Annotated in this window: 22 protein-coding genes; 11 read left to right on the forward strand and 11 right to left on the reverse strand. The window is 72.6% G+C overall.

Annotated elements, in window-relative coordinates; all coding sequences use genetic code 11:
- Positions 1-180: 180 nt before the first annotated feature.
- The 4 genes from QCZ28_RS33120 (at position 181) to QCZ28_RS33135 (ending at position 3,889) form a co-directional block, all read left to right on the forward strand.
- Entirely contained in the window at positions 181-1,110 is a 930-nt protein-coding gene (locus tag QCZ28_RS33120) for a type IV toxin-antitoxin system AbiEi family antitoxin domain-containing protein (protein ID WP_279520309.1), read from the forward strand.
- Positions 1,111-1,199: 89 nt separating this feature from the next.
- Positions 1,200-2,450 (forward strand): phosphoribosylamine--glycine ligase, encoded by a 1,251-nt coding sequence (gene purD, locus QCZ28_RS33125; protein WP_279520310.1) that lies wholly within the window; start codon positions 1,200-1,202, stop codon positions 2,448-2,450.
- A gap of 61 nt (positions 2,451-2,511) precedes the next feature.
- Positions 2,512-3,033 carry a SigE family RNA polymerase sigma factor gene (locus QCZ28_RS33130; RefSeq protein WP_279520311.1) on the forward strand — a complete coding sequence of 174 codons (522 nt, stop codon included), beginning with the start codon at positions 2,512-2,514 and terminating at the stop codon, positions 3,031-3,033.
- Positions 3,026-3,889, forward strand: coding sequence for a hypothetical protein (locus QCZ28_RS33135; RefSeq protein ID WP_279520312.1), 864 nt, complete (start codon positions 3,026-3,028; stop codon positions 3,887-3,889). The genes QCZ28_RS33130 and QCZ28_RS33135 overlap by 8 nt, the downstream gene beginning before the upstream one ends.
- Before the next feature lie 7 nt (positions 3,890-3,896).
- Here the strand turns inward: QCZ28_RS33135 and QCZ28_RS33140 are convergent, their stop codons facing one another.
- From QCZ28_RS33140 to QCZ28_RS33150, 3 genes are all read right to left on the reverse strand, one after another.
- Complete coding sequence (locus tag QCZ28_RS33140; protein ID WP_279520313.1) at positions 3,897-5,459, reverse strand: AMP-binding protein; 1,563 nt, start codon at positions 5,457-5,459, stop codon at positions 3,897-3,899.
- A 195-nt stretch (positions 5,460-5,654) separates the two neighbouring features.
- On the reverse strand, positions 5,655-6,869 hold the full coding sequence (locus QCZ28_RS33145) for an acyl-CoA dehydrogenase family protein (protein WP_279520314.1): 1,215 nt from the start codon (positions 6,867-6,869) through the stop codon (positions 5,655-5,657).
- Between the two features lies 1 nt (position 6,870).
- On the reverse strand, positions 6,871-7,323 hold the full coding sequence (locus QCZ28_RS33150) for an SCP2 sterol-binding domain-containing protein (RefSeq protein ID WP_279520315.1): 453 nt from the start codon (positions 7,321-7,323) through the stop codon (positions 6,871-6,873).
- Positions 7,324-7,391: 68 nt separating this feature from the next.
- On the opposite strand from QCZ28_RS33150, the gene QCZ28_RS33155 reads away from it, so the two are divergent.
- Positions 7,392-8,030: a TetR/AcrR family transcriptional regulator gene (locus tag QCZ28_RS33155; protein ID WP_347815147.1), complete on the forward strand. Its 639-nt coding sequence runs from the start codon at positions 7,392-7,394 to the stop codon at positions 8,028-8,030.
- Here the strand turns inward: QCZ28_RS33155 and QCZ28_RS33160 are convergent.
- Entirely contained in the window at positions 8,005-8,664 is a 660-nt protein-coding gene (locus QCZ28_RS33160) for a DedA family protein (RefSeq protein ID WP_279520329.1), read from the reverse strand. The genes QCZ28_RS33155 and QCZ28_RS33160 overlap by 26 nt on opposite strands.
- A gap of 167 nt (positions 8,665-8,831) precedes the next feature.
- Here QCZ28_RS33160 and QCZ28_RS33165 point away from each other — a divergent pair, with 167 nt between their 5' ends.
- Both QCZ28_RS33165 and QCZ28_RS33170 read left to right on the forward strand, forming a co-directional pair.
- Positions 8,832-9,983 carry a histidine kinase gene (locus QCZ28_RS33165; RefSeq protein WP_279520316.1) on the forward strand — a complete coding sequence of 384 codons (1,152 nt, stop codon included), beginning with the start codon at positions 8,832-8,834 and terminating at the stop codon, positions 9,981-9,983.
- Positions 9,980-10,621 carry a response regulator transcription factor gene (locus QCZ28_RS33170; protein WP_030332168.1) on the forward strand — a complete coding sequence of 214 codons (642 nt, stop codon included), beginning with the start codon at positions 9,980-9,982 and terminating at the stop codon, positions 10,619-10,621. Before QCZ28_RS33165 ends, QCZ28_RS33170 begins: the two co-directional genes overlap by 4 nt.
- Before the next feature lie 110 nt (positions 10,622-10,731).
- Here the strand turns inward: QCZ28_RS33170 and QCZ28_RS33175 are convergent, their stop codons facing one another.
- The 7 genes from QCZ28_RS33175 to QCZ28_RS33205 form a co-directional block, all read right to left on the reverse strand.
- On the reverse strand, positions 10,732-11,352 hold the full coding sequence (locus QCZ28_RS33175) for a DedA family protein (RefSeq protein ID WP_279520317.1): 621 nt from the start codon (positions 11,350-11,352) through the stop codon (positions 10,732-10,734).
- A 56-nt stretch (positions 11,353-11,408) separates the two neighbouring features.
- Entirely contained in the window at positions 11,409-12,671 is a 1,263-nt protein-coding gene (locus QCZ28_RS33180) for an adenylosuccinate synthetase (RefSeq protein ID WP_279520318.1), read from the reverse strand.
- Positions 12,668-13,627, reverse strand: a complete 960-nt coding sequence (locus QCZ28_RS33185; RefSeq protein WP_279520319.1) for a hypothetical protein — start codon at positions 13,625-13,627, stop codon at positions 12,668-12,670. The genes QCZ28_RS33180 and QCZ28_RS33185 overlap by 4 nt, the downstream gene beginning before the upstream one ends.
- Positions 13,628-13,636: 9 nt before the next feature.
- Positions 13,637-14,608 (reverse strand): serine/threonine protein kinase, encoded by a 972-nt coding sequence (locus tag QCZ28_RS33190; protein WP_279520320.1) that lies wholly within the window; start codon positions 14,606-14,608, stop codon positions 13,637-13,639.
- Entirely contained in the window at positions 14,605-15,357 is a 753-nt protein-coding gene (locus QCZ28_RS33195) for an NUDIX domain-containing protein (RefSeq protein ID WP_279520321.1), read from the reverse strand. The genes QCZ28_RS33190 and QCZ28_RS33195 overlap by 4 nt, the downstream gene beginning before the upstream one ends.
- 182 nt (positions 15,358-15,539) lie before the next feature.
- Positions 15,540-16,406 carry a MaoC/PaaZ C-terminal domain-containing protein gene (locus tag QCZ28_RS33200; RefSeq protein WP_279520322.1) on the reverse strand — a complete coding sequence of 289 codons (867 nt, stop codon included), beginning with the start codon at positions 16,404-16,406 and terminating at the stop codon, positions 15,540-15,542.
- A complete protein-coding gene (locus QCZ28_RS33205; protein ID WP_279520323.1) occupies positions 16,406-17,767 on the reverse strand; it encodes a 3-oxoacyl-ACP reductase in 1,362 nt (453 codons plus the stop codon). The genes QCZ28_RS33200 and QCZ28_RS33205 overlap by 1 nt, the downstream gene beginning before the upstream one ends.
- A 55-nt stretch (positions 17,768-17,822) precedes the next feature.
- On the opposite strand from QCZ28_RS33205, the gene QCZ28_RS33210 reads away from it, so the two are divergent.
- From QCZ28_RS33210 to purB, 4 genes are all read left to right on the forward strand, one after another.
- Entirely contained in the window at positions 17,823-19,115 is a 1,293-nt protein-coding gene (locus QCZ28_RS33210; RefSeq protein WP_279520324.1) for an acetyl-CoA C-acetyltransferase, read from the forward strand.
- A 162-nt stretch (positions 19,116-19,277) separates the two neighbouring features.
- Complete coding sequence (locus QCZ28_RS33215) at positions 19,278-20,312, forward strand: glycosyltransferase family 2 protein (RefSeq protein WP_279520325.1); 1,035 nt, start codon at positions 19,278-19,280, stop codon at positions 20,310-20,312.
- Positions 20,305-22,689 carry a hypothetical protein gene (locus tag QCZ28_RS33220; RefSeq protein WP_279520326.1) on the forward strand — a complete coding sequence of 795 codons (2,385 nt, stop codon included), beginning with the start codon at positions 20,305-20,307 and terminating at the stop codon, positions 22,687-22,689. Before QCZ28_RS33215 ends, QCZ28_RS33220 begins: the two co-directional genes overlap by 8 nt.
- Before the next feature lie 61 nt (positions 22,690-22,750).
- A complete protein-coding gene (gene purB / locus QCZ28_RS33225; protein ID WP_279520327.1) occupies positions 22,751-24,175 on the forward strand; it encodes an adenylosuccinate lyase in 1,425 nt (474 codons plus the stop codon).
- Positions 24,176-24,256: the final 81 nt, after the last annotated feature.

Here is a 24,256-nt window from a genome sequence, read left to right on the forward strand (position 1 = left end):
CCCACCGCCCGCCCCACCCCCTCCTCTCCGCGTTGATCATGAAGTTATTGCCAGCCTCATCGGCGTGTCGTGACAATAACTTCATGATCAACCCCGCAGTGGTTGCCTGGTTATCCACAGGGTGGAGGGGGTTGTCCACAGGGGGGTGTTTCAGGTTTCAGGTTGGGCCAGGGTGGCTGGGTGGACGCCTTGGACGTGGTGCGGCGGGTAGCGGCCGTGCGGGACGGAGTGGTGACGCTCGGGCAGGCGCGCGCGGCCGGCCTGACCACGCATGAGGTGCAGCGGCTCTGTCGGGCTGGGCGCTGGCGGGTCGTGGCGCGTGGCACCTACCTGGTGGACGCAGACCTGTACGACGGCGTTCCTCGAACGGCGCGGATCAGGGCGGCGGTGGCCTCTTTCGGGCCAGCCGCAGCCGCTGTGCTCGCAACCGCTGCTGAACTGCACGGATTGGCCGGTCTGCGGTCCACTGACGTGATTGACCTGTCGGTGCCGGGCCCGATCGCAAGACCAGCCCGGCTCGCCCACCCGGAGGTGGTGGTCCATCAGTTGGTCATCAAGCCGGAGCAACTTGTCCGGGTGAACGGAATTACCGCCACCGAACCGCTGCGGACCCTTGCTGATGTGAGCCTGCGGGTTGATCGTTTTGCGGCGGTGAGCGTGCTGGATTCGGCGTTGAATCGTCGGCTCGTGACGACCGATGATCTTCTCTCGGTTCCGCGCCTCATTCGCGGACGGCGGGGTGCGGTCGCGGCGCGCGGCTATCTCAGCGAGGTCGATGGGCGTTCACAGTCTCCGCTTGAGACGCGCACCCGGCTGCGCTGCGTGGACGGCAAGGTGCCGCCGGACGAGCTGCAACTTGAGGTCCGTGATGAGGACGGCTACCTGTTGGGAATCGGCGATCTCGGTTGGCGTGGTCCCCGGATCATCGCCGAGGCCGACGGTCGTGGCCCACACGGCGCCCCGGAAGCGGCCTACGCTGACCGTCGTCGCCAGAACCGCCTGGTCAACGCCGGCTGGACCGTCCTCCGATTCACCTGGCAGGACACCCTCGACCCCACCTACATCCCATGGACGGTCCGCCAGGCGATCGCCGCCGCGCAACGCCGTTGATCATGAAGTTATTGCCCCGACACGCCGCGATGCAGGGCAATAACTTCATGATCAACGGTGGGGTAAGGGGGGACAGTAGGATCTCGGGCGTGCGGGTTCTTTTGGTGGGTGGCGGTGGGCGGGAGCATGCGCTTGCGCTCGGGTTGGCGGCGGACGCGGGCGTTTCGGCGTTGATCGCCGCGCCGGGTAATCCGGGGATCGCGAGCGTGGCCGAGCTGCGGACGGTCACTGCGACAGACCCGGCCGCGGTGGCGGCGCTGGCCGTGGAGACGGCGGCTGACCTGGTGGTGATCGGGCCCGAGGCGCCGCTGGTGGCCGGGGTCGCCGATGCGGTACGCGCCAAGGGCATCGCCGTGTTCGGTCCGTCCGGCGCGGCTGCCCAGCTGGAGGGCTCCAAGGCGTTCGCCAAGGACGTGATGACCGCCGCCGGCGTGCCGACCGCCCGGGCGTTCGTCTGCACGGACGAGGCGAGCACCGCTCGGGCACTGGACGAGTTCGGCGCGCCGTACGTGGTGAAGGACGACGGGCTCGCCGCCGGCAAGGGCGTGGTGGTGACCGACGACCGGGCCGCCGCGCTGGCGCACGCCAACGAGTGTGGCCGGGTCGTGGTCGAGGAGTTCCTCGACGGCCCGGAGGTCAGCCTCTTCGTGGTCACCGACGGCGAGGCGGCGCTGCCGCTGGTGCCGGCACAGGACTTCAAGCGGCTCGGCGACGGCGACACCGGGCCGAACACCGGTGGCATGGGCGCGTACGCACCGCTGCCCTGGGCCCCGCCCGGCCTGGTCGACGAGGTCATGCGCGACGTCGTGCACCCGACGTTGGCGGAGATGCGCCGCCGGGGTACGCCGTTCGCCGGTCTGCTCTACGTCGGGTTGGCGATCACCGCTGCCGGTCCTCGGGTGATCGAGTTCAACGCGCGTTTCGGTGACCCGGAGACCCAGGTGGTGCTGGCGCTGCTGGAGACGCCGTTGGGTGGGCTGCTGCACGCGGCGGCCATCGGCACGTTGGCCGAGCACCCGCCGCTGCGGTGGCGGGACGGCAGCGCCGTGACGGTGGTGCTGGCCTCGCCGGGTTATCCGGCCGCGCCGCGCATGGGTGACGTGATCACCGGCGCGGACGGTCCGGGCATCATCCACGCGGGCACCACCCGCCGGGCCAGCGACGGCGCGTTGCTCTCCGCCGGCGGTCGGGTTCTCTGCGGTACGGCCACCGGCGCCGACCTGGCCGCCGCGCGGGACGCCGCGTACGCGCTGGTGGACGGGGTGGAGTTGGCCGGCTCGCAGCACCGCACCGACATCGCCGCCGCTGCCATCGACGGCCGGATCACGATTCCCGGCTGAATCCGGGCAACCCCCGGCCGCCCCGCCGCCGTTTGAGCGGTGAGACGAGGGGGTGGCCGGAATGCCGGTCGATGTCGAGGGTTACCGCGACTACGTCGGTGCGCGGCTGGAGCCGCTGCGCCGCACGGCGTACCTGCTCTGCGGTGACTGGCACACGGCTGACGACCTGGTGTCGACGGCGCTGGTCAAGTTGCTCCGGCACTGGCCGCGAGTGTCCGTCATGGCCAACCCGGACGCGTACGTCCGGCGGACCCTGCTGCGGGTCTGGCTGGACGAGCGGCGTCGGCCATGGCGGCGGGAGGCCGCCTGGGCCGAGGTGCCGGACAGCGCGGTCGCGGCCACTGGCACCGACGGCGCGGCGGACCGGCTGACCCTTCTCGCACTGCTGGCCGAGCTGCCGCCGCGCCGCCGCGCGGTCCTCGTGTTGCGCTACTTCTGCGACCTGTCCGTCGAGGAGACCGCGCAGGAACTCGGCTGCACCGCCGGCACCGTGAAGAGCCAGTCGGCTCGCGCTATCGAGGTGCTGCGTGGTCGCCTCGTCGGCGTGCCGACTCGAATCGAGGAGGTACGGACCGATGGATGAGCTGACGAAACATCTCCAGGACGCCGTGACCGGGTCGCCGCCGAGCAGAATCGATCTCGACGGGCTGATCGCCGCCGACCGGCGGCGCCGTCGACACCGGGCACGGACGCTCGCCGGCATCGGTGTGGCCGCAGCTGTCGCGGCCGTAGCGGTGCCGACCCTGGTCGCCGTGCCGGGCCGGGGCGGGATGGCCCTGCCACCGATGAGTTCCGGGTCGGGCGACGCGTCGCTCTGCGCGGCACCGATCCCGATGCCCAGCGCAGCGGATCCATCGGCCAGCGGCCCGGAGCCCCTGGCCAGCGGGCCTGAGCCGTCGTCGGAGACGTACGACACGGTGCGCGTACGCCCGACGGAGCTCTGGGAAGCGGGCGTGCCTCGGCTGACTGCGGCGCTGAGGGCGGCGCTGGCCGCCACGGTACCCACGAACCTGACGGTGACCGGGACGGTGCCCGAGTGCGATCGGCCGCAGTTCGCCTACCAATACCCACACCGGCAGTACGAGATGATCGCGACACTCGGCCGCGACGGGCGGCACAGTCAGCTGAGGGTCGCCTTGTACCCCACCCGGGCCGAAGCGAAGGCGGACTGTGCGGACGCGCCTGACTTTCGGAACTGCGAGGTACGAGGGCTGGGCGACGACGGGGTGGCGATGTTGAGCACCAGTACGGATCCGGCCGGGGGCATTTTGCGCTGGGTGCAGCTCATGCGGGTGGACGGCACGTCGGTGACGGTCACCGTCGGCAACCTCCTCTACGGGGAGCACGGCCCTGTCGATCGGGCTGCCAGTGAGGCGCTGCTGACCTCGCAGGAGCTCGTCGACCTGGCGCGGGCGCCGGGTTTGACCCTCTACCCCTGACCGACGCTCAGCCGTAATAGCGGCGGAGTTCCCGGGTGAGCACCTTCCCGGTGGCGTTGCGGGGCAGGTACTTCACGAAGATCACGTCCCGGGGGACGCTGAACCGGGCCAGGAAGTGCCGGACGTATTCGCGTACCGCCTCGGGGTCGAGCGTCTCCCCGGGGTGCAGGGCGAGGAACGCGGAGAGGCGCTGGCCGTACTCGGGGTCGGGCACGCCGATCACTGCGGCCTCGCGGACCTGTGGCAGTTGCGCGAGCAGGTCCTCCACCTCGGACGGGAAGACGTTCTCGCCGCCGGAGACGATCATGTCATCGGCCCGGCCGTCGACGAAGAGCAGACCGTCGGCGGTGAGCCGGCCGAGGTCGCCGGTGTCGAGCAGGCCGTCGCGGGTTTCCCGGTTGGCACCGGAGGTGTAGCCCTCGAAAAGCATCTCGTTGCCGACGAAGATCCGCCCGACCTGTCCGTCCGGCACGGGTTGGCCGTCGTCGTCGAGCATCTGCAGTCTGGTGCCGTGCGGCGGACGACCGGCGGTGGTGGGCGCCTGGCGCAGGCCCCGGGGGTCGGCGATGGAGGCCCAGGAGACCTCGGTGGACCCGTAGAGGTTGTAGAGGACGTCTCCGTAGACGTCCATGAAAGTGGAGGCCAGCCCGCCGGGCAGGGCGGAGCCGCTGACCGCGACCACGGTGAGTGGCGGGCGCGGGTCCGGCGGGGGCACCTCCAGCAGTCGCTGCAGCATCACCGGTACGGCGAAGAGCGCGTTGCACCGGTGCGCGGTCAGGGCGGCGAGCGTGGCGGTCGGGTCGAAGCGACGGTGCAGCACGATGGTGGCCCGCAGCGCCAGGCAGACCTGGAGGGCGGCGAATCCCCAGGTGTGGAAGATCGGCGCGGCGATCATCACCCGGTCCCGGGCGTGCAGGGGGATGCGGTCGATGATGGACACCAGCGGGCCGAAGCCGCCGGGCGTGGGCCGTCGGGCGCCCTTGGGCGTGCCGGTGGTGCCGGAGGTGAGGACGATGATCCGGCCGTCGCGTTCCGGCGGGTGCAGGTCGCCCGGCAGTGCCCCGGCCACCAGTTCCTCGCGGGCGCGTTCGTCGAGCCGGGTCAGTTCGGCGGGGAGGCCGAGGACGCGCTCGGCGAACTCGTCGTCGTGCACGAGCAGCCGCAGCCGCTGTTCCTCGGCGACGGTGCCGAGTTGGGCGGCGCTGAGCCCGGTGTTGACCAGCACGGAGTCGACGCCGAGCAGGGTGGCGGCGACGATGGTCTCGATCAGCCCGTGGTGGTTGCGGCAGAGCACGCCGATCCGGTCGCCGGCCTGTACGCCGAGCCCGGCCCGCATCGAGCGGGCCATCCGTTCGGCCCGGTCGAGCAGTTCGTGGTAGGTCAGTTCGACGCCGTCCTCGTCGATGACGGCTGGACGGCCGGGGTCCCGGGCGGCTGCTTGGCGTAGTTCGCCTGCCAGGCTCCACCCCCACGTCCGCAACGCGTTGAGCTGCGAGGCGACCCGGATCGGGCTGCCGGGGGTGAGCAGCCCGCGACGGGTCAGCGTGGCGACGATGAACGGCAGGTCCATGCCGCAGACCTCCTTGGGGTGGTGCGCGGACGGGGCAGCGGCCTACCCCGTCCATCAGGGCTTCTTTCTTTGATCATGCACTGGGCGCGGCTGAGGGCCCAGTTGGCGTCGGCGTGGGGTGACGAAGACGGCACAGATCGTGGAATCCGGGCCGCGTCGGCCCGACCGGTGCGAAGGCGGTCGGGCCGACGGCGGTCAGCGGATCTGCATCCCGGAGATGGCCCGGGAGATCACCAGTCGTTGGATCTCCGAGGTGCCCTCGAAGATGGTGTAGATCTTGGCGTCCCGGTACCAGCGTTCGACCGGGTGGTCACGCAGGAAGCCGGCCCCGCCGAGCAGTTGCACCGCCTTCTCGGTGACCGAGACCGCCACCTCGCCGGCCTTGAGCTTGGACATCGAGCCCTCGCCGGCGGTGAACGGGCGGTTGTTGTGGCCCATCCAGGAGGCCCGCCAGACCAGCAGCCGCGCCGCGTCGATCTCCATCCGCATGTCGGCCAGCGCGAACGCGACCGCCTGGTTCTCGATGATCGGGCGTCCGAACTGGACCCGGTCCTTCGCGTAGTCCAGCGCGTACTCGTAGGCGGCGCGGGCCACGCCGAGCGCCTGGGCGCCGACGGTGGGTCGGGACAGCTCGAAGGTGCGCATCGCGGCCTGTCCGCTGGCCCGTTGCCCGGAGCGGGCGCGCGCCAACCGTTCGTCGAGGGCGTCCTTGCCGCCGAGCAGGCAGCGGCCGGGTACGCGTACCCCGTCGAGGAAGACGTCGGCGGTGTGGGACGCGCGGAGGCCGAGTTTGCGCAGCTTGCGGGTGGCGGCCAGGCCGGGGGTGCCGGGCGGTACGACGAACGCCGCCTGGCCGCGCGAGCCGAGCGTCGGGTCCACGGAGGCGGTGACGACGTGCACGCCGGCGATGCCGCCGTTCGTGGCGTAGGCCTTCTGGCCGGTCAGCACCCACTCGTCGGTGGCCTCGTCGTAGACGGCCCGGGTGCGCATCGCGCCGACGTCGGAACCGGCTTCCGGCTCGCTGGTGCAGAACGCGGCGACGGCCGGCGAGTCGACGTCGCCGAAGCACTGCGGCACCCACTCGACCATCTGGTCGGGGGTGCCGGCGCCGTAGATGGCGGCGACGGCGAGGGAGGTGCCGAAGATGCTCAGCCCGATGCCGGCGTCACCCCAGAAGAGTTCCTCGCTGGCGATCGGCAGGGAGAGCCCGGTCGGGTCGGCCCAGCAGGTGGCGAGGAACTCGAAGCCGTAGAGGCCGACCTTGGCGGCTTCCTGGATCACCGGCCACGGGGTGTCCTCGCGTTCGTCCCACTCGGCGGCGGCTGGGCGCACGACCTCGGCGGCGAAGCCGTGCACCCAGTCGCGTAGATCCCGCTGTTCCTCGTTCAGGTCGAGCGAGAACTCGGCCATGTCAGGCCTTGGGGATGTCGAACAGGTTGGCGATGTTGGCGGCGAGGCCGAGGTCGCCCTTCGCCTTCAGCTTGCCGGTCATGAACATCATCACCGGGTTGGCGCCACCGGAGACGATCTTCAGGAACTCGACCGGGCCCATGGTGAGGCTCAGCTTCGGGTCGTGCTGCGGGGTCTCGTTGACGACGCAGGTGCCGTCGGCGATGACCACCTCGTAGGTGTCGCTGCCACCGTCGGGGCGACCGGTGATGATCCAGTGGATGACCGCGTTGGTGGCACCGGCCCGGTCGGCGCGGAACAGCGACGGCATCCGACCGAACACCTCGCCGAGGATCTTGTCCCGCATGTCGCCGGACATCACCTGGGCGATCTTGTCGTCCGGGGTGGACTTGACCAGCTGGGCGAACTCCTTGGGGCCGACGTTGGCGAAGGTGGCCGGGTCGAAGTCAGTCATCAGGTGCGCCTTCCGGAGGATTTGGCTACTCGCGCGTAACCCTACGCACGAGTAGGTATGCTCGCAAGGTGTCCACCGTTCCCGCCTTCAAGCGCCTGCCACGCGCCGTCCGCGAGCAGCAGATGCTCGACGCGGCCGTCAAGGTCTTCTCCCGGCGCGGCTTCCACGCCGCCAGCATGGACGAGATCGCGGAGGACGCCGGCATCTCCAAGCCCATGGTCTACGCGTACCTGGGCACCAAGGAGGAGCTCTTCGTCGCCTGCCTGCACCGGGAGGGCACCCGGATGATGCAGGCCATCGCCGGGGCGGCGGCCCCCGACCTGCCAGCCGACGAGCGGCTCTGGCGCGGGCTGAGGGCGTTCTTCGGCTTCGTGGGCGCACACCGGGACGGCTGGGCGGTGCTCTACCGGCAGGCCCGGGGCGAGCAGCCGTTCGCGGGCGAGCTGGCCGCCATGCGGGCCCGGCTGGTCGAGGTGGTCGCCGGGATGCTCGACCACGCGCTGCGCGCCGAGGGCCGCGAGATCGCCGCCATCGACCTGGAGGTCGTCGCGTACGCCCTGGTCGGCGCGACCGAGTCGCTGGCCGACTGGCTCGCGGACCACCCGGACGCCGACCCGGAGAAGACCGCCACCCGGATGATGAACGTGGCCTGGCTCGGTGCCGCCCAACTCCTGCACGGCGTCACCTGGCGTCCGCCGGTCGACTGACGGCCCCGGCGGAAACACCGCCCGGCTCGCCCGGCACCGGGCGACGGCGGTTGCGGAGCCAACGCACCACCTCGACGACCACCGTCACCGTCAGCGCCAGCCCCAGACCGAGCAGGAGTCCACGCAGCGGGTCCTGCTCGAAGGCCAACCCGCCCAGATAGCCGACCAGCGCCGAGTAGAGCCCCCACGACCCGGCGGCGAGCGCGTCGAAGGCCAGGAAACGTCGGCGGGGATAGTGCACCGCGCCCATGGTGAGGGTGACAGCGGTCCGGCCGCCCGGCACGTAGCGGGCCACGGTGAGGATCAGCCCGCCACGCGTCGCGATTCCCCGCCGGGCCCGGTCGACGGCGGCCCGGCGTCGACCGCCGGGCGGCAGCCGGTCGAGCAGCCGCGCGCCACCGCCCCGCCCGATCGCGTACGAGACGTGGTCGCCGACCAGCGCCCCGGCGGCGGCCACCAGGATCACCGCCGGCAGGTACGGCGCGCCGGAGGCCGCGAAGACCCCAGCGGTGATCACCGCCGTCTCGCTCGGCACCACCGGGAAGAAGCCGTCGAGCACCGCGATCGCGAAGATCGCCAGGTACACCCAGGGCGAGGACATCGTCTCGTGCAGCAGGTCGAGTAGATCCATGATCCTGATGCTGGTGGGAGCGGCGGCTGCCGCCATCGGCCAGTGGTCAGCCGGGCCCCACTACTTAGGTAGTGTCCGGCCCCGACGGCGGGTAGGGGTCATCCCTCACACCACCCCGGTCTGGTCGCGCGGGACGCCTCGATCCGGCCGCCGAGCCCTAAGCTCGCAGCGTGGCCTCCAGCGCCGTCGCCGTCCGGCGGGCCGTCCAGCGGCACGCCTCGGTGCTGCTCGCCGTCACCGTCGCGGCAGCCGTCTGGGCCAGCGCGACCGGCGACCTCGGCGTCCGCTCGCCGCTGCCAGGCGCGCTCGTGCTGCTGATCGCAGTGGGCTCGGCGTGGGCGGCCGGCATGATCCGCACTCGGCGCTGGCCGTTGTTCCTGGTCGCGGCGGTCGGCTGGCTGGTGCTCGCCGCCGCGGCGGCCGGGGTGGTCGCCTCGTACCAGGCCGGCCTGCGGCTGCGCGGCCGACGGCTCGTCGGCTACCTCGCCGGTGCGGCGGTGGTGCTCGCCGGTGGGGTGCTGGTCGGGCTGGAGGTGGGCGGCACCCGCCGGATCACCACCGCCACCAGCGGCAACGTGCTGATCCTCGCCGCCGGTCTGGTCGGGCTTCCGTTGGTCTTCGGCCTCTGGGTGCGGGCGCGCCGGGACACCCTCGCCGCACTGCGGGACCGGGCCGAGCGGCTGGAACGCGAGCAGGAGGCCCGCGCCGACCAGGCCCGCGCCGAGGAGCGGACCAGGATCGCCCGGGAGATGCACGACGTGGTGGCGCATCGCGTCTCGTTGATGGTGGTGCATGCCGGCGCGTTGGAGGTGACCGCCGCGGACCCGGCGACAGTCGAGGCCGCCGCGCTGATCCGGACCACCGGGCGGCAGGCGCTCACCGACCTGCGTGAGGTGCTGGGCGTGCTGCGACAGGCCGGCCCGGCCGTGCTGCCGGAGCGCGGACTGGACGCGCTGGACGAGTTGATCGGGGAGTCCCGGGCCGCCGGGCTGCGGGTCTCCCGGCAGGACGAGGGTGTGCCGACGGCACTACCGGCGACCCTGGGGCGTACCGCGTACCGGGTGGTCCGGGAGGCGTTGACGAACGTGCGCAAGCACGCCGCCGACGCCGAGACCGTCGTGGGCCTGCACTACCTGCCCGACGGGCTGGAGGTGCTGGTCCGTAACGGTCCGTCCGAGGGTGGGACGGCGCTGCCCGGTGCCGGCCAGGGGTTGCTCGGGCTGCGCGAGCGGGTGGAGTTGCTCGGCGGCCGACTGGAGGCCCGGCCCGCGGACGGCGGCTTCCTGGTCCGGGCCCTGATCCCGCTGGCGGATGCGGCGTGATCCGGGTGGTGGTGGTCGACGACGAGCACCTGGTCCGTGCCGGCCTGCGGCTGATCCTGGAGGCGGCCGAGGACATCACCGTCGTCGGTGAGGCGGCCGACGGTGCCGGCGCGGTGGAGCAGGCGCACCGGTTACGCCCCGACGTGGTGCTGCTCGACGTGCGGATGCCGGGCGTCGACGGGCTGACCGTCGCGCCCGAGGTGGTCTCCGCCGGACCGAAGGTGATCATGTTGACCACCTTCGACCTCGACGAGTACGTGCATCGGGCACTGCGGGCCGGGGCGGTGGGATTCCTGCTCAAGGACACCCCACCCCGCGAGCTGGCCGCCGCCGTCCGGACGGTGGCCGCCGGGAACGCGATGCTCGCCCCGACGGTGACCCGGCGCCTGATCAGCTCGTTCGCCGAGCGTGGTCCGGCCCGTCGGGAAGCCGCCCGGCAGCGGCTCGCGCCGCTCACCGCGCGCGAGCTGGAGATCGTCCGGGAGGTGGCGCGCGGGCTCGGCAACGCGGAGATCGCCAGACAGCTGACGATGAGCGAGGCCACCGTGAAGGCGCACGTCAGCCGGGCGCTGGCAAAACTCCAGGCGGGCAACCGGGTGCAGCTGGCCATCCTGGTGCACGACGCCGACCTGCTGTGACGCGTCCCGGGCGTCGGCAGCGGACGACCGCGTGACCGCAGCGGCGGCGGACCGCGTGACCGCAGCGGCGGCGGACCGCGTGACTGCAGCGGCGGCGGACCGCGTGATTGTCAGCGGCGGGCGGCGGCGCGACGGTGGGCCCGTCGGCGCAGCCAGCGGATCCCCTCCAGACCGAACGTGATGATCAGCGACACTCCCACACCGACCAGTACGCCCTTCACGGGATCACGTTCGAAGGCCAGCCCGCCGAAGTAGCCGAGCAGCCCGCAGTACAACGCCCAGGTGACCGCCGCGATGCTGTCGTACAGCAGGAATGCGCGGCGGGGATAGCGCACCGCGCCCATGGTGAGGGTGACAGCGGTTCGGCCACCCGGCACGTACCGACTGGTCGTCAGGATGACGCCGCCGCGCCGGTCCACGGCCCGGCGGGCCCAGTCGGAGCCGGCCCGCCGCCGGCTGCCGTCGGGCAGCCGGGCGAGCCGGTGCGCCCCGCCGCCCCTACCGATGGCGTAGGAGATGTGGTCGCCGACCAGCGCGCCGATCGCGGCGCTGACGATCACCAGGGTCAGGCTGGGGTGGCCGGCGCTGGCCGACAGCACCCCGGCGGTGATCACCGCCGCCTCGCCCGGCACGGCGGGGAAGAACGCGTCGATGGCGGTGAGCCCGAAGATCACCAGGTACACCCACGGCGATGTGACCGTCCCACGGAGGAGGTCGAGCAGGGTGTCCATGCCCCCCATGCTCGCGGGGTACGAGCCGCCCGGTGGCCGAGTCGCCGGAAGACACCTCAGCCGGTGCCGATCAGCGCCGGTGGGGCGAGCAGCGGACCGTGCGCCCTCTTGTCGTCGGCGGTGGGACCGTGCGAGGTCAGCACCACGGGCACGCCCAGCTCCGCGCGTACCGCCTCGACCCAGTCCGCTGGCGGGTCGTCGTACACCGGGCGGGAGTGCAGCAGGCGGGCGGTGAGCGCGGCCTGCCGGTCCAGGTCGCCGGGTGTGCCGGGGGTGAGCCGGTCGGTGCTGTCGTAGCGGCGGCAGATCCGTAGCCCGGGGCCGGCGAGGTCGAGGTGGGTCAGCGCCAGCCCGTCGACGCCGCCCGCCGCGGCGAGGGCGTACCGGTGGGCGACCGCGTCGAAGTGGCCGAACCGGAACCGGCCCTGCCACGGGTTGGTGCCGTTGTGCCGGTCGGTGAACGGCAGCGTCGGGTCCTCGGTCACCAACGGGCCGGCCCCGTGCCGGGTGGTGACGACGCGCAGCACCCCGATCCGGGTCACGTCGCCCGGCCGGCCCGCCTCGGCGAGCAGGCTGTCGACGTTGGCGAACGTGGTGGTGCTCCAGGTGGTGTACGGGTGAAAGCCATGCCACTCGTCGAGCAGCACCCCCTGTGCACCCTCGAAGACACAGGTCCCGGTGCGCAACGCCCCGGCCAGCCAGCTGCTGTCGACGATGGCGACCCGCCCGGCGAACCCGGTGAACGCGGGCAGGCAGTCCTCGATCGGTGGCGCGTCCAGCGGGCCCAGTTCGGCGGTCAGCCGGTCCCGCAGGACGGTCAGTCGACGGCGCAGCAGTGTGGGGCTGTGGCAGTCGGCGACCCGTGGCGCGTCGTCCGGGTGGGCGAGACCGTACGCGACGGCCTCGCCCACCCCCAGCCCGCAGGAGCCGTGCCGGTCGGCTCCCCGGGCGATCTCGCGGGCCCGGTTGGCGGCCCGGTGGTACGGGGTGGCGAGCAGCGCGTCCCCGTCGACGGTCAGCCGGTCGAGCGCGTCGGGCACCCCGACCGTGGCGAGGTGGTCGGCCTCGGCGGCCAGCGCCAGCGGGTCCACCACCACGTGCCGGGACAGGTGCGTACGCACACCCGGATGGAACGTGCCCGCCCCGAACTGCGCGAACGTGTGGTGCCGCCCGTCGCGCAGCACGACGTTGTGCGCCGCCTGCGCGCCCCCGTTGAAGCGGACCACCGTGTGCACTTCACGGGTGGCGCAGAGCCAGTCCACCACCGTGCCCTTGCCGGCATCGCCGTAGCCGAGGTCGACCACCGCCAGGTGCGTCACAGCCGGGTCACCCCGCTGGCGGTGTCGCGGAACGCCGGCAGCGTCGACACCTCGGCCCGCCGTCCCCGGCCCAGGCGGGCCAGCGCCTTCGAGACGGTCCCGGTGGCCGTGGAGCCGGCCCGGTCCAGGTGGCGGAGGCCCTCGTCCAGGTCGATCGCCTGTTCGCCGAGGCCGATGGTGAGCGCGATGGTCTCGCAGACCGCGTCGAGGTCGTCGAGGACGACGGCGTTCTGCCCGAGCAGGTCCCGCCAGAAGTCGAGCACCGTGGCGTTGCCGGCGTAGTGGCTGCCGGCGGGGAGCAGGTAGTAGGTGTCCCAGCGGCGGGTCACCTCGTCGACGACCTGCCGCAGCGGCACGTCCTCGGCGAGGTTGTCGCCGGTCAGGGCGGCCACCTCCCGGGCCTTCACCTGCGGGTACGCCAGCTCGTCGCCGATGATGAACAGGTAGCCGCGTCGACCGCGCTTCTCCCAGTTGTCGGTGACGGTGTGCCGGGCCATGAAGTACATGGCCAGCTCGTACGACTCGCTCATCTGCCCGCCGCCACCGCCTTCGAGGACGATCCGGCCGAGGTCGTCGTCCATCCGGTTGTCCGACTCGAACTGGCCCACCTGCAACGGCACCCGGTCGCAGGTGGCGTCGCCGATGGCGCCGAACATGATCTGCGGGTCGCTGGCGTACCCCTGCCGTTGCAGCAGCCCGAGCAGCTGCGGCAGCTTGGTCTGCAGGACCCGCGGGACCGTGCGCATCGAGCCGGTCACGTCGAAGAGCACGGCGACGGGCGTCGACCTGGGGTGTTCGGCGGAGTCGCGGCTCTCACGCATCGCGTCGCGGGGGTCGAGCGCGGGGTGCACGGTGCGCGCCCCGCTGTCGCTGTAGGAGAAGGCGCTCCTGCCGGTGGACCGGCGGTAGCGGTCGGCGGCGTCGTACACGTCGGTGGACCAGATTCCACTGCCCATGACAGCTCCTTAGGGGGTGAGGGTGAAGGGGCGGAAGGTGCGGGGCCCGTAGAGCCGGTCCAGCACCTGGTCGAGTTCGCGCAGCAGGCCCCACGCGTCGTCGGGCCGGTCGGAGAGGAACCGCTGCCGGCAGCCCTGGGCGAAGGTGAGGAGCTCGCGCGGCGCGTGGCGGTTGAGCAACGAGGTCATGCAGCGGGTGGCCATCCAGATGTCGGTGCCCGGCCCGCACTGCCGCTTCCGGGCGACCTCGGGTGGGTACCAGTCCTCGTGGCCGGGCACCAGCGCCGGGACCGTGCTGCCGACCGGCGTCGAGAAGCACCAGTCGACCAGCACCACGCCGTGGGCGTCCGGCTCGATCAGGACGTGTCGCGGCAGTACCGCGCCGTGCACGATGCCGGCCCGGTGGGCCAGGCCGAGCACCACCAGCAGCCGCCGCCACATCCAGGCCACGTCCCGGGCGTCCAGCCCGTCCGGGTACGCGCGCCGCACCTCGTCGAGGGTGTGCAGGCCGGGTGCGGTGGCGAGCACGTTGATCCGCCGTTCGGCGCCGCTCACGCTGTCGCGGTGCCGGAATTCGTCGACGAGCCTCGGCACGTACGGCAGGCAGCGCGGGTCGCCGCGCTCGGCGATGGTGTGCAGGGCGTGCGCCTCGCGGGCCATCAGGTCGTTGTCGGTGGGCCGTCGGGGCAGCTTGAGCAGCCGGTCGTCGCCGACGTCGTAGAGGTCGGCCAGGTCGCCGGAGTGGGCCGGCGCGCCGAGTCGGTAGTCGCCGAGGACGGTTACCCGCCGGGCCTGCCACCGGGTGGTGACGTGGATGAAGGCTTCGGTGGCTTCGGCGCGTACCGCCGGGTCGGTCGGCAGGCGGTCGGGGTGCAGGGCCGCGACCAGCTCGCGGTAGCGGCGGGCCGACTGATCGGTGCCGAACAGGTCGGTGTCGGTGCGGGCGGAAGCGACCAGGCGGATGGCCTCGGTGGTCCTCACCGCACCGTCTCCTCGCGGGCGGGGCGCAGCAGCGCCGGGTGCAGCAGCCGGGCGTCGCCGGCCCGGTAGAGCCGGGCGCGGGGGCCGCCTCGGGCCCCACCGCGCTCGGTGCTGGCGCCGGTGCTCTCCACGAAGCCCGGCACGGAGAGCACCTTGCGGTGGAAGTTGCCGGCGTGCAGCGGGTGTCCCCAGACGGTCTCGTAGACGGCCCGCAGCTCGCTGATGGTGAACTCGGCGGCGAGGAAGCGGGTGGCGAGCGGGGTGTACTCCAGCTTGGAGCGGGCCCGTTCCAGCGCGTCGTCGATGATCCGGCCGTGGTCGAAGGCGAGCTGTCGGCTGGTCAACGCGGTCACCGGCAGCCAGATCGCCTCGTCGGCGTCGCTGCCGGCGGCGGGGTCGGGCAGGTCGGGGGCGAACGCGAGGTGGGCGATCGAGACGACCCGCATCCGCGGGTCCCGGTCGGGAGCGCCATAGCTGCCCAACTGCTCCAGGTGTACGCGGCGCAGCTCCTCGCCGCCGAGCCCGGTCTCCTCGGCCAGCTCCCGTCGGGCACCGGCGGTCAGGTCCTCGTCGGGGCGGACGAAGCCGCCGGGCAGCGCCCAGTGCCCGGCGAAGGGTGCCTCGCCGCGCCGGATCAGCAGCAGGTGCAGCGCGTCGTCGCGGATGGTCAGCGCCACCACGTCGACGGTCACGGCGACCGACGGGTAGGCCCGGGGGTCGTACGCGGCCAGGAACTCCTGCTCGTTCATCGTGTCACTCTCATTCTGAGAACATCTCGCTGTGAGAACAACTTAACGCATGGGGGCACCGTTGCCAAGAGGGCGCAATCAGCGCACGGGAGCTTTCGGTGCGCTCAGCGCACGGGACGGTTCGGTGCGCTCAGCGCACGGGACGGTTCGGTGCGCTCAGCGCACGGGACGGTTCGGTGCGCTCAGCGCAGGTGACCCGTCAGGTGTGGTCGGCCACGCGAGTCGTGCAGTGCGAAGCCGCCGTCCGGCAGCAGCGCGAAGCTCACCGTGCTCGGCAGCGGCACGGGCAGCTTGAAGGCGACCTCGACGGTGTACGCGTCGGGCAGTCGGGCCTCCAGCGCGGCCAGGCAGCGCGCCTTGCTCCACATGCCGTGCGCGATCGGCCGGCGGAAACCGAACAGCCGCGCCCCGAGTCGGGACGTGTGGATCGGGTTGTGGTCGCCGGAGACCCGCGCGTACTCCGTACCGACGCGCGGTTCCACCCGCCAGCGGGCAGTGGCCGTCGGCGGGGCGGGCCGTTCGCCCCGGTCGCGTCCGCCGGGCGTGCGCTCCCGACCGAGGTAGGTCGAGACGCCGCGCCACACCTCCTCCCCGTCGACCGAGCCGACCAGCACCACGTCGACCTGCCGCCCCCGGTCGTGTGGCCGCAGGTTCTCCGCGTACGTGGTGAAGTCGAGGGTCTCGTCGGCGGTGATCGGGCGGTGCACGGTGATCCGATTGCCGACGTGAACCAGGCCGAGCAGCGGGACGGGGAAGTCCGGCGCGGTCATCAAGCGCAGGGCCAGTGGGAAGCCCATGACGTGCGGAAACGTCGCGGGCAGCCGATCGCTCAGCCGGAACCCGCAGACCCGGTCGTAGTCGGCCAACCGCCCCCGGTCCACTGTCACCCCGCCCACCGTCAACTCGACCGCCGGCAGGTCGGGCCCGCGCCGCCCGCCCCCGAGGCCCGGCAGCGCGCCGAGCAACGCCCGTCGGTGCAGCGCCCCGGCCGCCGGCATCCGAGCCAGCTCGACACTGGTGCGACCGCCCGGTCCCGGCTGCCCGCCCATCACGCCCCCAGCAGGCTCTGCCCGCACACCCGGACCACGTTTCCGCTGACCGCGCCGCTGGCCGGCCAGGCCAGCCAACCGATCGTCTCGGCCACGTCCACCGGCAACCCGCCCTGGGCCAGGCTGTTCATCCGCCGGCCCGCCTCGCGGACCACCAGCGGGATGCGCGCGGTCAGCCGGGTCTCGATGAAGCCCGGGGCCACCGCGTTGACGCTGATCCCCCGTTCCCGCAGGGTCGGGGCCAGTGAGTCGACCAACCCGATCACGCCCGCCTTGCTGGTGGCGTAGTTGGTCTGCCCCCGGTTGCCGGCGATCCCGGCGATCGAGGAGACCGAGATGATCCGTCCGCCGGCCGGGATCAGCTCCCGCTCCAGCAGCACGTCGTTGATCCGCTCCTGGCTGGAGAGGTTGACGTCGATGACCTGGTCCCACCGGTCGGCGTCCATCCGGCCGAGCGTCTTGTCGCGGGTGATGCCGGCGTTGTGCACCACCACGTCGACCCGGCCGTGCCGGCTGGCCAGGTGCTCGGCGAGCCGGGTCGGCGCGTCCGGCGCGGTCAGGTCGAGTTGGACGGCGGTGCCGCCGATGTCGTTCGCCACCGCGGCGAGCGCGTCGCCGGCCGCCGGGATGTCCAGAGCCACCACCGTCGCGCCGTCGCGGGCCAGCACCTTGGCCAGCGCCGCGCCGATGCCCCGCGCGGCGCCGGTGACCAGCACCACCTGACCGTCCAGTGGGCGGTCCCAGTCGGCCGGGGCGCTCGCCGTGCCGCCGCCGACCCGGACGACCTGCCCCGACACGTACGCGGACCGCCCGGACAGCAGGAAACGGATGGTCGATTCGAGGCTGGTGGCCGTGCCCGCTGCGGGGGTCGGGCCGTCGGCGCGGCTCACGTAGACGAGTTGCGCGGTGCTGCCCCGGCCGAATTCCTTGCCGACGCTGCGGACCAGCCCTTCGAGGGCGCGCTGGGCCGTCGCCTCGCGGGGTGTCGCGCACTCCTGCGGCGGGGTGCCCAGCACGATCACCCGACCGCTGGGCAGCACGGCCCGGGCCTGCGGGTGGAAGAAGTCGTAGAGCTGGCGCAGCTCGGTCGAGTCGGTGATCCCGGTGGCGTCGAAGAGCAGTGCCCCGTACCGCTGCCCGGTGGCGGCCGGGTCGGCCAGCTCGACCCCGGCGGCGGTCAGCATCTTGGCGAGCGGCTCGGCGAGCCGGCCGCCGGTGGCCGCGCCGAGCAGCGCCGGCCCGGGCAGCAGCGGGTCGCCGGGGTGGTGCCGGCGCAGTCGGGGCGGGTCGGGCAGCCCGAGGCGCTTGACCAGCGCGCGGCCGGCGGCCGATTGGACGAAGCTCGCGTACCTGTCGGTCATGGGCGTAGCCTACTGGCGAGTAGGGTTTGAGCAACACATCTTGAGGAGGCGGATCGTGCAGAGCATCCGGCGGGTCGCGGTCATCGGGGGCAACCGCATCCCCTTCGCCCGTTCCAACTCCCGCTATGCGGAGGCGTCGAACGCGGACCTGCTCGGCGCGGCGCTCGACGGCCTGATCGCCCGCTACGGCCTGGCCGGGCAGCGGGTCGGTGAGGTGGTGACCGGGGCGGTGCTCAAGCACTCCCGCGACTTCAACCTCACCCGCGAGGTCGTCCTCGGCTCCCGGCTCGACCCGCACACCCCGGCGTACGACATCCAGCAGGCGTGCGGCACCGGCCTGGAGGCGACGATCCTGGTCGCCAACAAGATCGCCCTCGGCCAGCTCGACGTGGGCATCGCCGGTGGCGTGGACACCACCTCCGACGCCCCGCTCGCCGTCAACGAGGAGATGCGCCGCACGCTGCTCAAGCTCAACAGCGCCCGCACCCTGGGCGAACGGCTCAAGATCGCGGCGAAGCTGCGCCCGCTCCAGCCGTTCAAGCCGGACATCCCGCGCAACGCCGAGCCGCGTACCGGCCTGTCCATGGGTGACCATGCCGCCCGAACCGCCATGCGGTGGCAGATCGACAGGCGATCCCAGGACGAGCTGGCGCTGCGCTCGCACCAGCGGCTCGCCGCCGCGTACGAGCGGGGCTTCTTCGACGACCTGATGACGCCGTACCTGGGGCTCACCCGCGACGCGAACCTGCGCCCGGACAGCAGCCTGGAGAAGCTCGGTTCACTGAAGCCGGTCTTCGGCACCCGTGGCCCGGACGCCGAGCACGCCACCATGACCGCCGGCAACTCGTCGCCCCTCACCGACGGCGCATCCACCGTGCTGCTGGCCAGCGAGGAGTGGGCGGCGGCGCACAACCTGCCGGTGTTGGCCTGGTTCAGCTGGTCGGAGACGGCGGCGGTGGACTTCGTCCACGGCGACGAGGGGCTGCTGATGGCACCCGCGTACGCGGTCCCCCGAATGCTGGCCCGCGCCGGCCTGACGTTGCAGGACTTCGACTACTACGAGATCCACGAGGCGTTCGCGTCGCAGGTGCTGGCCACCCTCGCCGCCTGGGAGTCCCCGGAGTTCTGCAAGGACCGGCTCGGCCTGGACGCGCCGCTGGGCGCTGTCGACACCGGCCGGCTCAACGTCAACGGCTCGTCGCTGGCCGCCGGGCACCCGTTTGCCGCCACCGGCGGGCGGATCGTCGCCACCCTGGCCAAACTGCTGGCCGAGAAGGGCAGCGGACGCGGGCTGATCTCCATCTGCGCCGCCGGCGGTCAGGGCGTGACAGCCATCCTGGAGCGCTGAACGCACGGCGGTCCGTCCCTTATCGGGACGCCTGCCGGCGGGCGTTAACGGACCGTTCAGGAGTTGGTCCGCTGGCGGAGGGTTTACCACGCGATGGTGATCGTTGCCGCGCTCTCGGCGCGGGAACTGCTCACTCCTGCGTGCGGAACGGGGCGTGTCACCGTGGAGTCAGCCCTCAGCCGGACGACCACCCTCTCGGTGGTCATCCCGATGTTCAACGAGGCTGCGGTCATTCCAGCGCTGGTCGCCCGGCTGCGACCGGTGCTCGACGCGCTCGCCGTCGACTACGAGGTGGTCGCCGTCGACGACGGCAGCCGGGACGACACCGTGTCGGCGCTCTTCGACCACGGCCGGGAGTGGCCGCAACTGCGGGTGCTCCGGCTGCGGCGCAACAGTGGCCACCAGGCGGCGTTGACCGCCGGCCTGCACCGGGCCGTCGGACAGTGGGTGGTCAGCCTCGACGCCGATCTCCAGGATCCGCCGGAGACCATCGCCGAGATGCTCCGGGTGGCCCGTGAGGACGGGGTGGACGTCGTCTACGGCGTTCGCGCCGACCGCAGCACCGACACGATGTTCAAGCGCAACACCGCCCGCGGCTACTACTGGGCGATGCGCCGGCTCGTCGGCGTCGACCTGCCCGCGCAGGCCGGCGACTTCCGGTTGCTCAGCCGGGACGTGATCGAGGTGCTGCGCCGGTTGCCCGAACGCGCCCCGGTCTACCGGCTGCTGGTGCCGTCGCTCGGCTTCCCCAGCGCCGAGGTGCGCTACGACCGGGAGGCCCGCGCCGCCGGTGAGACGAAGTATCCGCTGCGCCGGATGATGGCCCTGGCCTGGGAGAGCACCGCGAACTTCTCCGCCGCGCCGCTGCGCCTGGCCACCTGGCTGGGGATGTCCAGCTTCCTGCTCTGCCTCGCGCTGATCGTGTTCGGCATGGTCGTGCACGTCTCCGGCGCCACCATCCCCGGCTGGACGTCGATGTTCGTCGCGGTGCTGCTGCTCAGTGGGGTGCAGTTGATCTGCCTCGGCCTGTTGGGTGACTACGTCGGCCGGATCTACGCCACGGTGCAGAACCGGCCCGCGTTCCACATCGGGTTCGACTCCCGGGACGAGCGGGACGAGGCCGCGGGCGCGAAGCCCGCCGCACGGGGCGACGACCGTACGCCGAACTTCGATTCGGTGGTCGGCGTCCGTGGCTGACACCCTGGTGGCCGAGCGGGTCGACACCCCGACCCCGACGTCGCGTCGGACCGTTCTCGTACCGCTGCTCAGCACGCTCCCGTGGGCGCTGGTGATCGCCGCGCTGCTCGTGGTCTGGTCCCGCGGCGGCGTGCCCGGCTTGGACCTCGCCCGGTTCGGCGCGTACTGGGTCCTCGCGTTGGTGCTCCCCGGAACCCTGGTGCACCGCGCGCTGCGCGGCAGCCGGGGCAACCTCCCGGAGGACCTCGGCTACGGCGCGGCCACCGGTCTGCTGTTGGAGATCATCGCCTGGGCGTTGGCCGCGGCGACCGGTCAGCAGTCCCTGTTGCGGTGGTGGCCGCTGCCCGTCCTCGTCGCGTTCGCCGCCGTCCCCGGGCTGCGCCGGCACTGGCGGGTCGGCGAGCGCCGGCCACTGCCGCTGGCCTGGCACTGGGGGATGGGCGCGGCGCTGCTGCTGGTGCTGACCTGGGGGTACACCCAGTGGCGGATGGTTCCGTTGCCACCGGTGTACGGCGGCTACTACCAGGACGTGCTCTACCACCTGGGTCTGGTGCAGGAGCTGACCCGGGCGATGCCGTTCGAGTTGCCGCACGTCGCCGGGGAGGCGCTGCGTTACCACTACCTGTCCGACGCGCACATCGCCAGCGGCAGCATGATCACCGGAATCTCGCCAGCGGTGGTGCTGCTGCGACTCTGGCTGGTGCCGGTGATCGGTACGGCGGTGCTGCTCGCGGCCGCGCTCGCCCGCGACCTGAGCGGGGCCGTCTGGGCCGGCCCGGTGGCCGCCCTCGCCGCCTTCATCGGGACCACTGTCACGCTCGGCTCGCCGGTCGGCGCGTCCGGCGAGATGCCGCTGTCGTACGCCAGCCCCTCGCAGACGTACGCGCTGGTGCCGCTGCTGCTGCTCGCCGGGCTGGTCGTCGACGTGGCCCGGGGGCGGTCCCTCGGCGCGGCCTGGGCGCTGGTTCCGGTGCTCGGGCTGGTCTGCGCCGGGGCGAAGTCCAGCGCGTTGCCGCCGCTGATCGCCGGCCTGGGTCTCACCGCCGTCGTGTTCTGGTGGCGCAGAAGACAGGTCCCCCGACCGGCACTGGTGGCGCTGGCCTGCCTGGTGGCGGCGATGGCGCTCGGTTTCCGGCTGTTCGCCGGTGGCGGGGCGGGCACGTTACGTGTGCAGGCGTTGGCGTTGCTGCACTTCATCGCCCCGTACGCGGAGACCCTCGGCACGGGCGACGGAATCTGGCCGAGCGCGCCGCTGCCGCCGGGCATCAACGACGGTGGTCTTCTCGGCTGGCTGCTGGCGTTCGCCGTGGTCGCCTGGTGGGTGCTGGGTCAGGCGCCCCGGTGGGTGGGCATGGGCCTGCTCGTCGACGGTGGGCACCGGGCCGATCCGGCCGTCTGGCTGCTCGCCGGCACGGTACTGGCCGGGGCGGGAGCCACCTGGGTGTTCCAGCACCCGTCGATCAGTCAGATCTACTTCTGGATGGGGGTCATCCCGGTCGGTGTCGTGCTGACCACCTGGTCCCTCGCCCAGGCCCGCGTGCCCTGGCCGGTGCTGGTGGTGCCCGCCGTGGCCGGCGCGCTGGCCGGGCTCGCCACGGCCGGCACGGTGGTGGGCTTCGCCGTGCCGAGGATCAGCCGTCCCGGCACCCCCACCACCTCGACCGTCGAGGGGTGGCTGCGGGTGCTGGGTCTCTCGGCGGCCCGGTACGTGCTGTTCGTGGCGGTGGCCGCCGCGCTCGCCGTCGGGGTGGCCGCCCTGTGGCGGCGCCGCGTGCCGGGGCGGGCGGCCCCGGCGGGGCGTCGGCGGGCGGCGGCGATCGCCCTGACCGGGGTGACCGCGGCGATGCTCGGTGCCAGCGCCGCCGTCGTCGTGGGCGGGACCGTCCGTTCGGTGCTGACCGAGCCGGTGCCGGCGACCGGGCCGCAGCCGTACGCGCTGACCGCCGACGAGATGCGCGCGGCGCTGTGGCTGGACGACAACGCCGCCGACGACGACGTGGTCGCCACCAACGTGCACTGTCGGCCGGTGCGGACCACCCCGCACTGCGACGCCCGCGCGTTCTGGGTGACCGGCCTGGGCGGGCACCGCACGGTGGTGGAGAGCTGGGGCTACACCGACGAGGTGGTGGCCGCGCACGGCGTCGAGAACCTCGGGTACGCCCGACAGAGCTTCCCCGATCAGGCGTTGCTCGCGCTCAACGACGGGGTGTTCAGCAGGCCGACTCGGGCGGACCTGGACCGGCTCCGCACCGAGCACGGGGTCCGGTGGCTCTTCGCCGACAGCCGGGCGGGCGCGGTGTCGGCGGAGCTGGCCGGGTTGGCGCAGGTCCGGCTGGTCGCCGGCCCGGTCACCGTCTACGAGCTGAACCGCCAGTGACGACCTGGGCACCCCCGGCCCGGTCCCGGCGTCCACCAGCGGGTGCGGGACAATGAGGTACGTGACGACGATCCCCAACGTGCTGGCCAACCGGTACGCCTCGCCCGAACTGGCAGCCCTCTGGTCCCCGGAGGAGAAGGTCCGGATGGAGCGGCGGCTCTGGCTCGCCGTGCTCCGCGCCCAGCGCGACCTGGGCGTGCCGGTGCCGGACGGCGTGGTCGAGGCGTACGAGCGGGTGCTCGACCAGGTCGACCTCGCCTCGATCGCGCAGCGGGAGCGGGTCACCCGGCACGACGTGAAGGCCCGGATCGAGGAGTTCAGCGCGCTCGCCGGGCACGAGCACGTGCACAAGGGGATGACCTCCCGGGACCTCACCGAGAACGTCGAGCAGCTACAGGTGCGCGCCTCGCTGGAGCTGATCCGTGACCGGGTGGTGGCCACCCTGGCCCGGCTCGCCTTCCTGGCGTACGAGCACTCCGAGCTGGTCATGACCGGCCGTTCGCACAACGTCGCCGCCCAGGCCACCACGCTGGGCAAGCGCTTCGCGTCGGCGGCGGAGGAGCTGCTGATCGCGTACGAGCGGCTGGAGGAGCTGATCGCCCGCTACCCGCTGCGGGGGATCAAGGGACCGGTCGGCACGGCAGCCGACCAACTCGACCTCTTCGACGGCGACGCCGACAAGGTGGCCGAGTTGGAGCGGCGGGTCGCCGAGCACCTGGGGTTCTCCCGGGTGCTGGACAGCGTCGGGCAGGTCTACCCGCGTTCACTCGACTTCGACGTGCTGGCCGCGCTGGCACAGACCGCCGCCGCGCCGTCGTCGTTGGCCACCACGATCCGGTTGATGGTCGGCCAGGAGTTGGCGACCGAGGGCTTCAAGCCGGGCCAGGTCGGTTCCAGCGCGATGCCGCACAAGATGAACACCCGCTCGTCGGAGCGGGTGAACGGTTTCGCCGTGATCATCCGGGGTTACCTGTCGATGGTCGGCGAGTTGGCCGGTGACCAGTGGAACGAGGGGGACGTGTCCTGCTCGGTGGTCCGCCGGGTGGCGCTGCCGGACGCGTTCTTCGCCGCCGACGGGCTGTTCCAGACGTTCCTCACCGTGCTCGACGAGTTCGGCGCGTACCCGGCGGTGATCAACCGGGAGCTGGAGCGTTTCCTGCCGTTCCTCGCCACCACGAAGATCCTGGTCGCGGCGGTCCGTCGGGGCGTCGGCCGGGAGGTCGCCCACGAGGTGATCAAGGAGCACGCGGTGGCGGTGGCGCTGGCGATGCGCGAGAAGGGCGCACCGGAGAACGACCTCTTCGACCGCCTGGCGGCGGACGGCCGGCTCGGCCTGTCCCGCGCCGACATCGACACCCTGGTCGCCGACCGCAACGCCTTCGTCGGTGCCGCCCAGGCCCAGGTGGCGGCGGTGACCAAGCGGATCACCAAGGTGGTGGAAACCCACCCCGACGCCGCGACCTACAGCCCACCCCCCATCCTGTAACGCCCCGCCCCCGCCCCCGCGCCGAGCGCCGTTGATCATGAGGTTGACGGGTGGTTTCGGGCCCTGCCCGCCCGCCAACCT

This window comes from Micromonospora sp. DH14 (assembly GCF_029809455.1).
GTDB classification, from domain to species: domain Bacteria; phylum Actinomycetota; class Actinomycetes; order Mycobacteriales; family Micromonosporaceae; genus Micromonospora; species Micromonospora parva.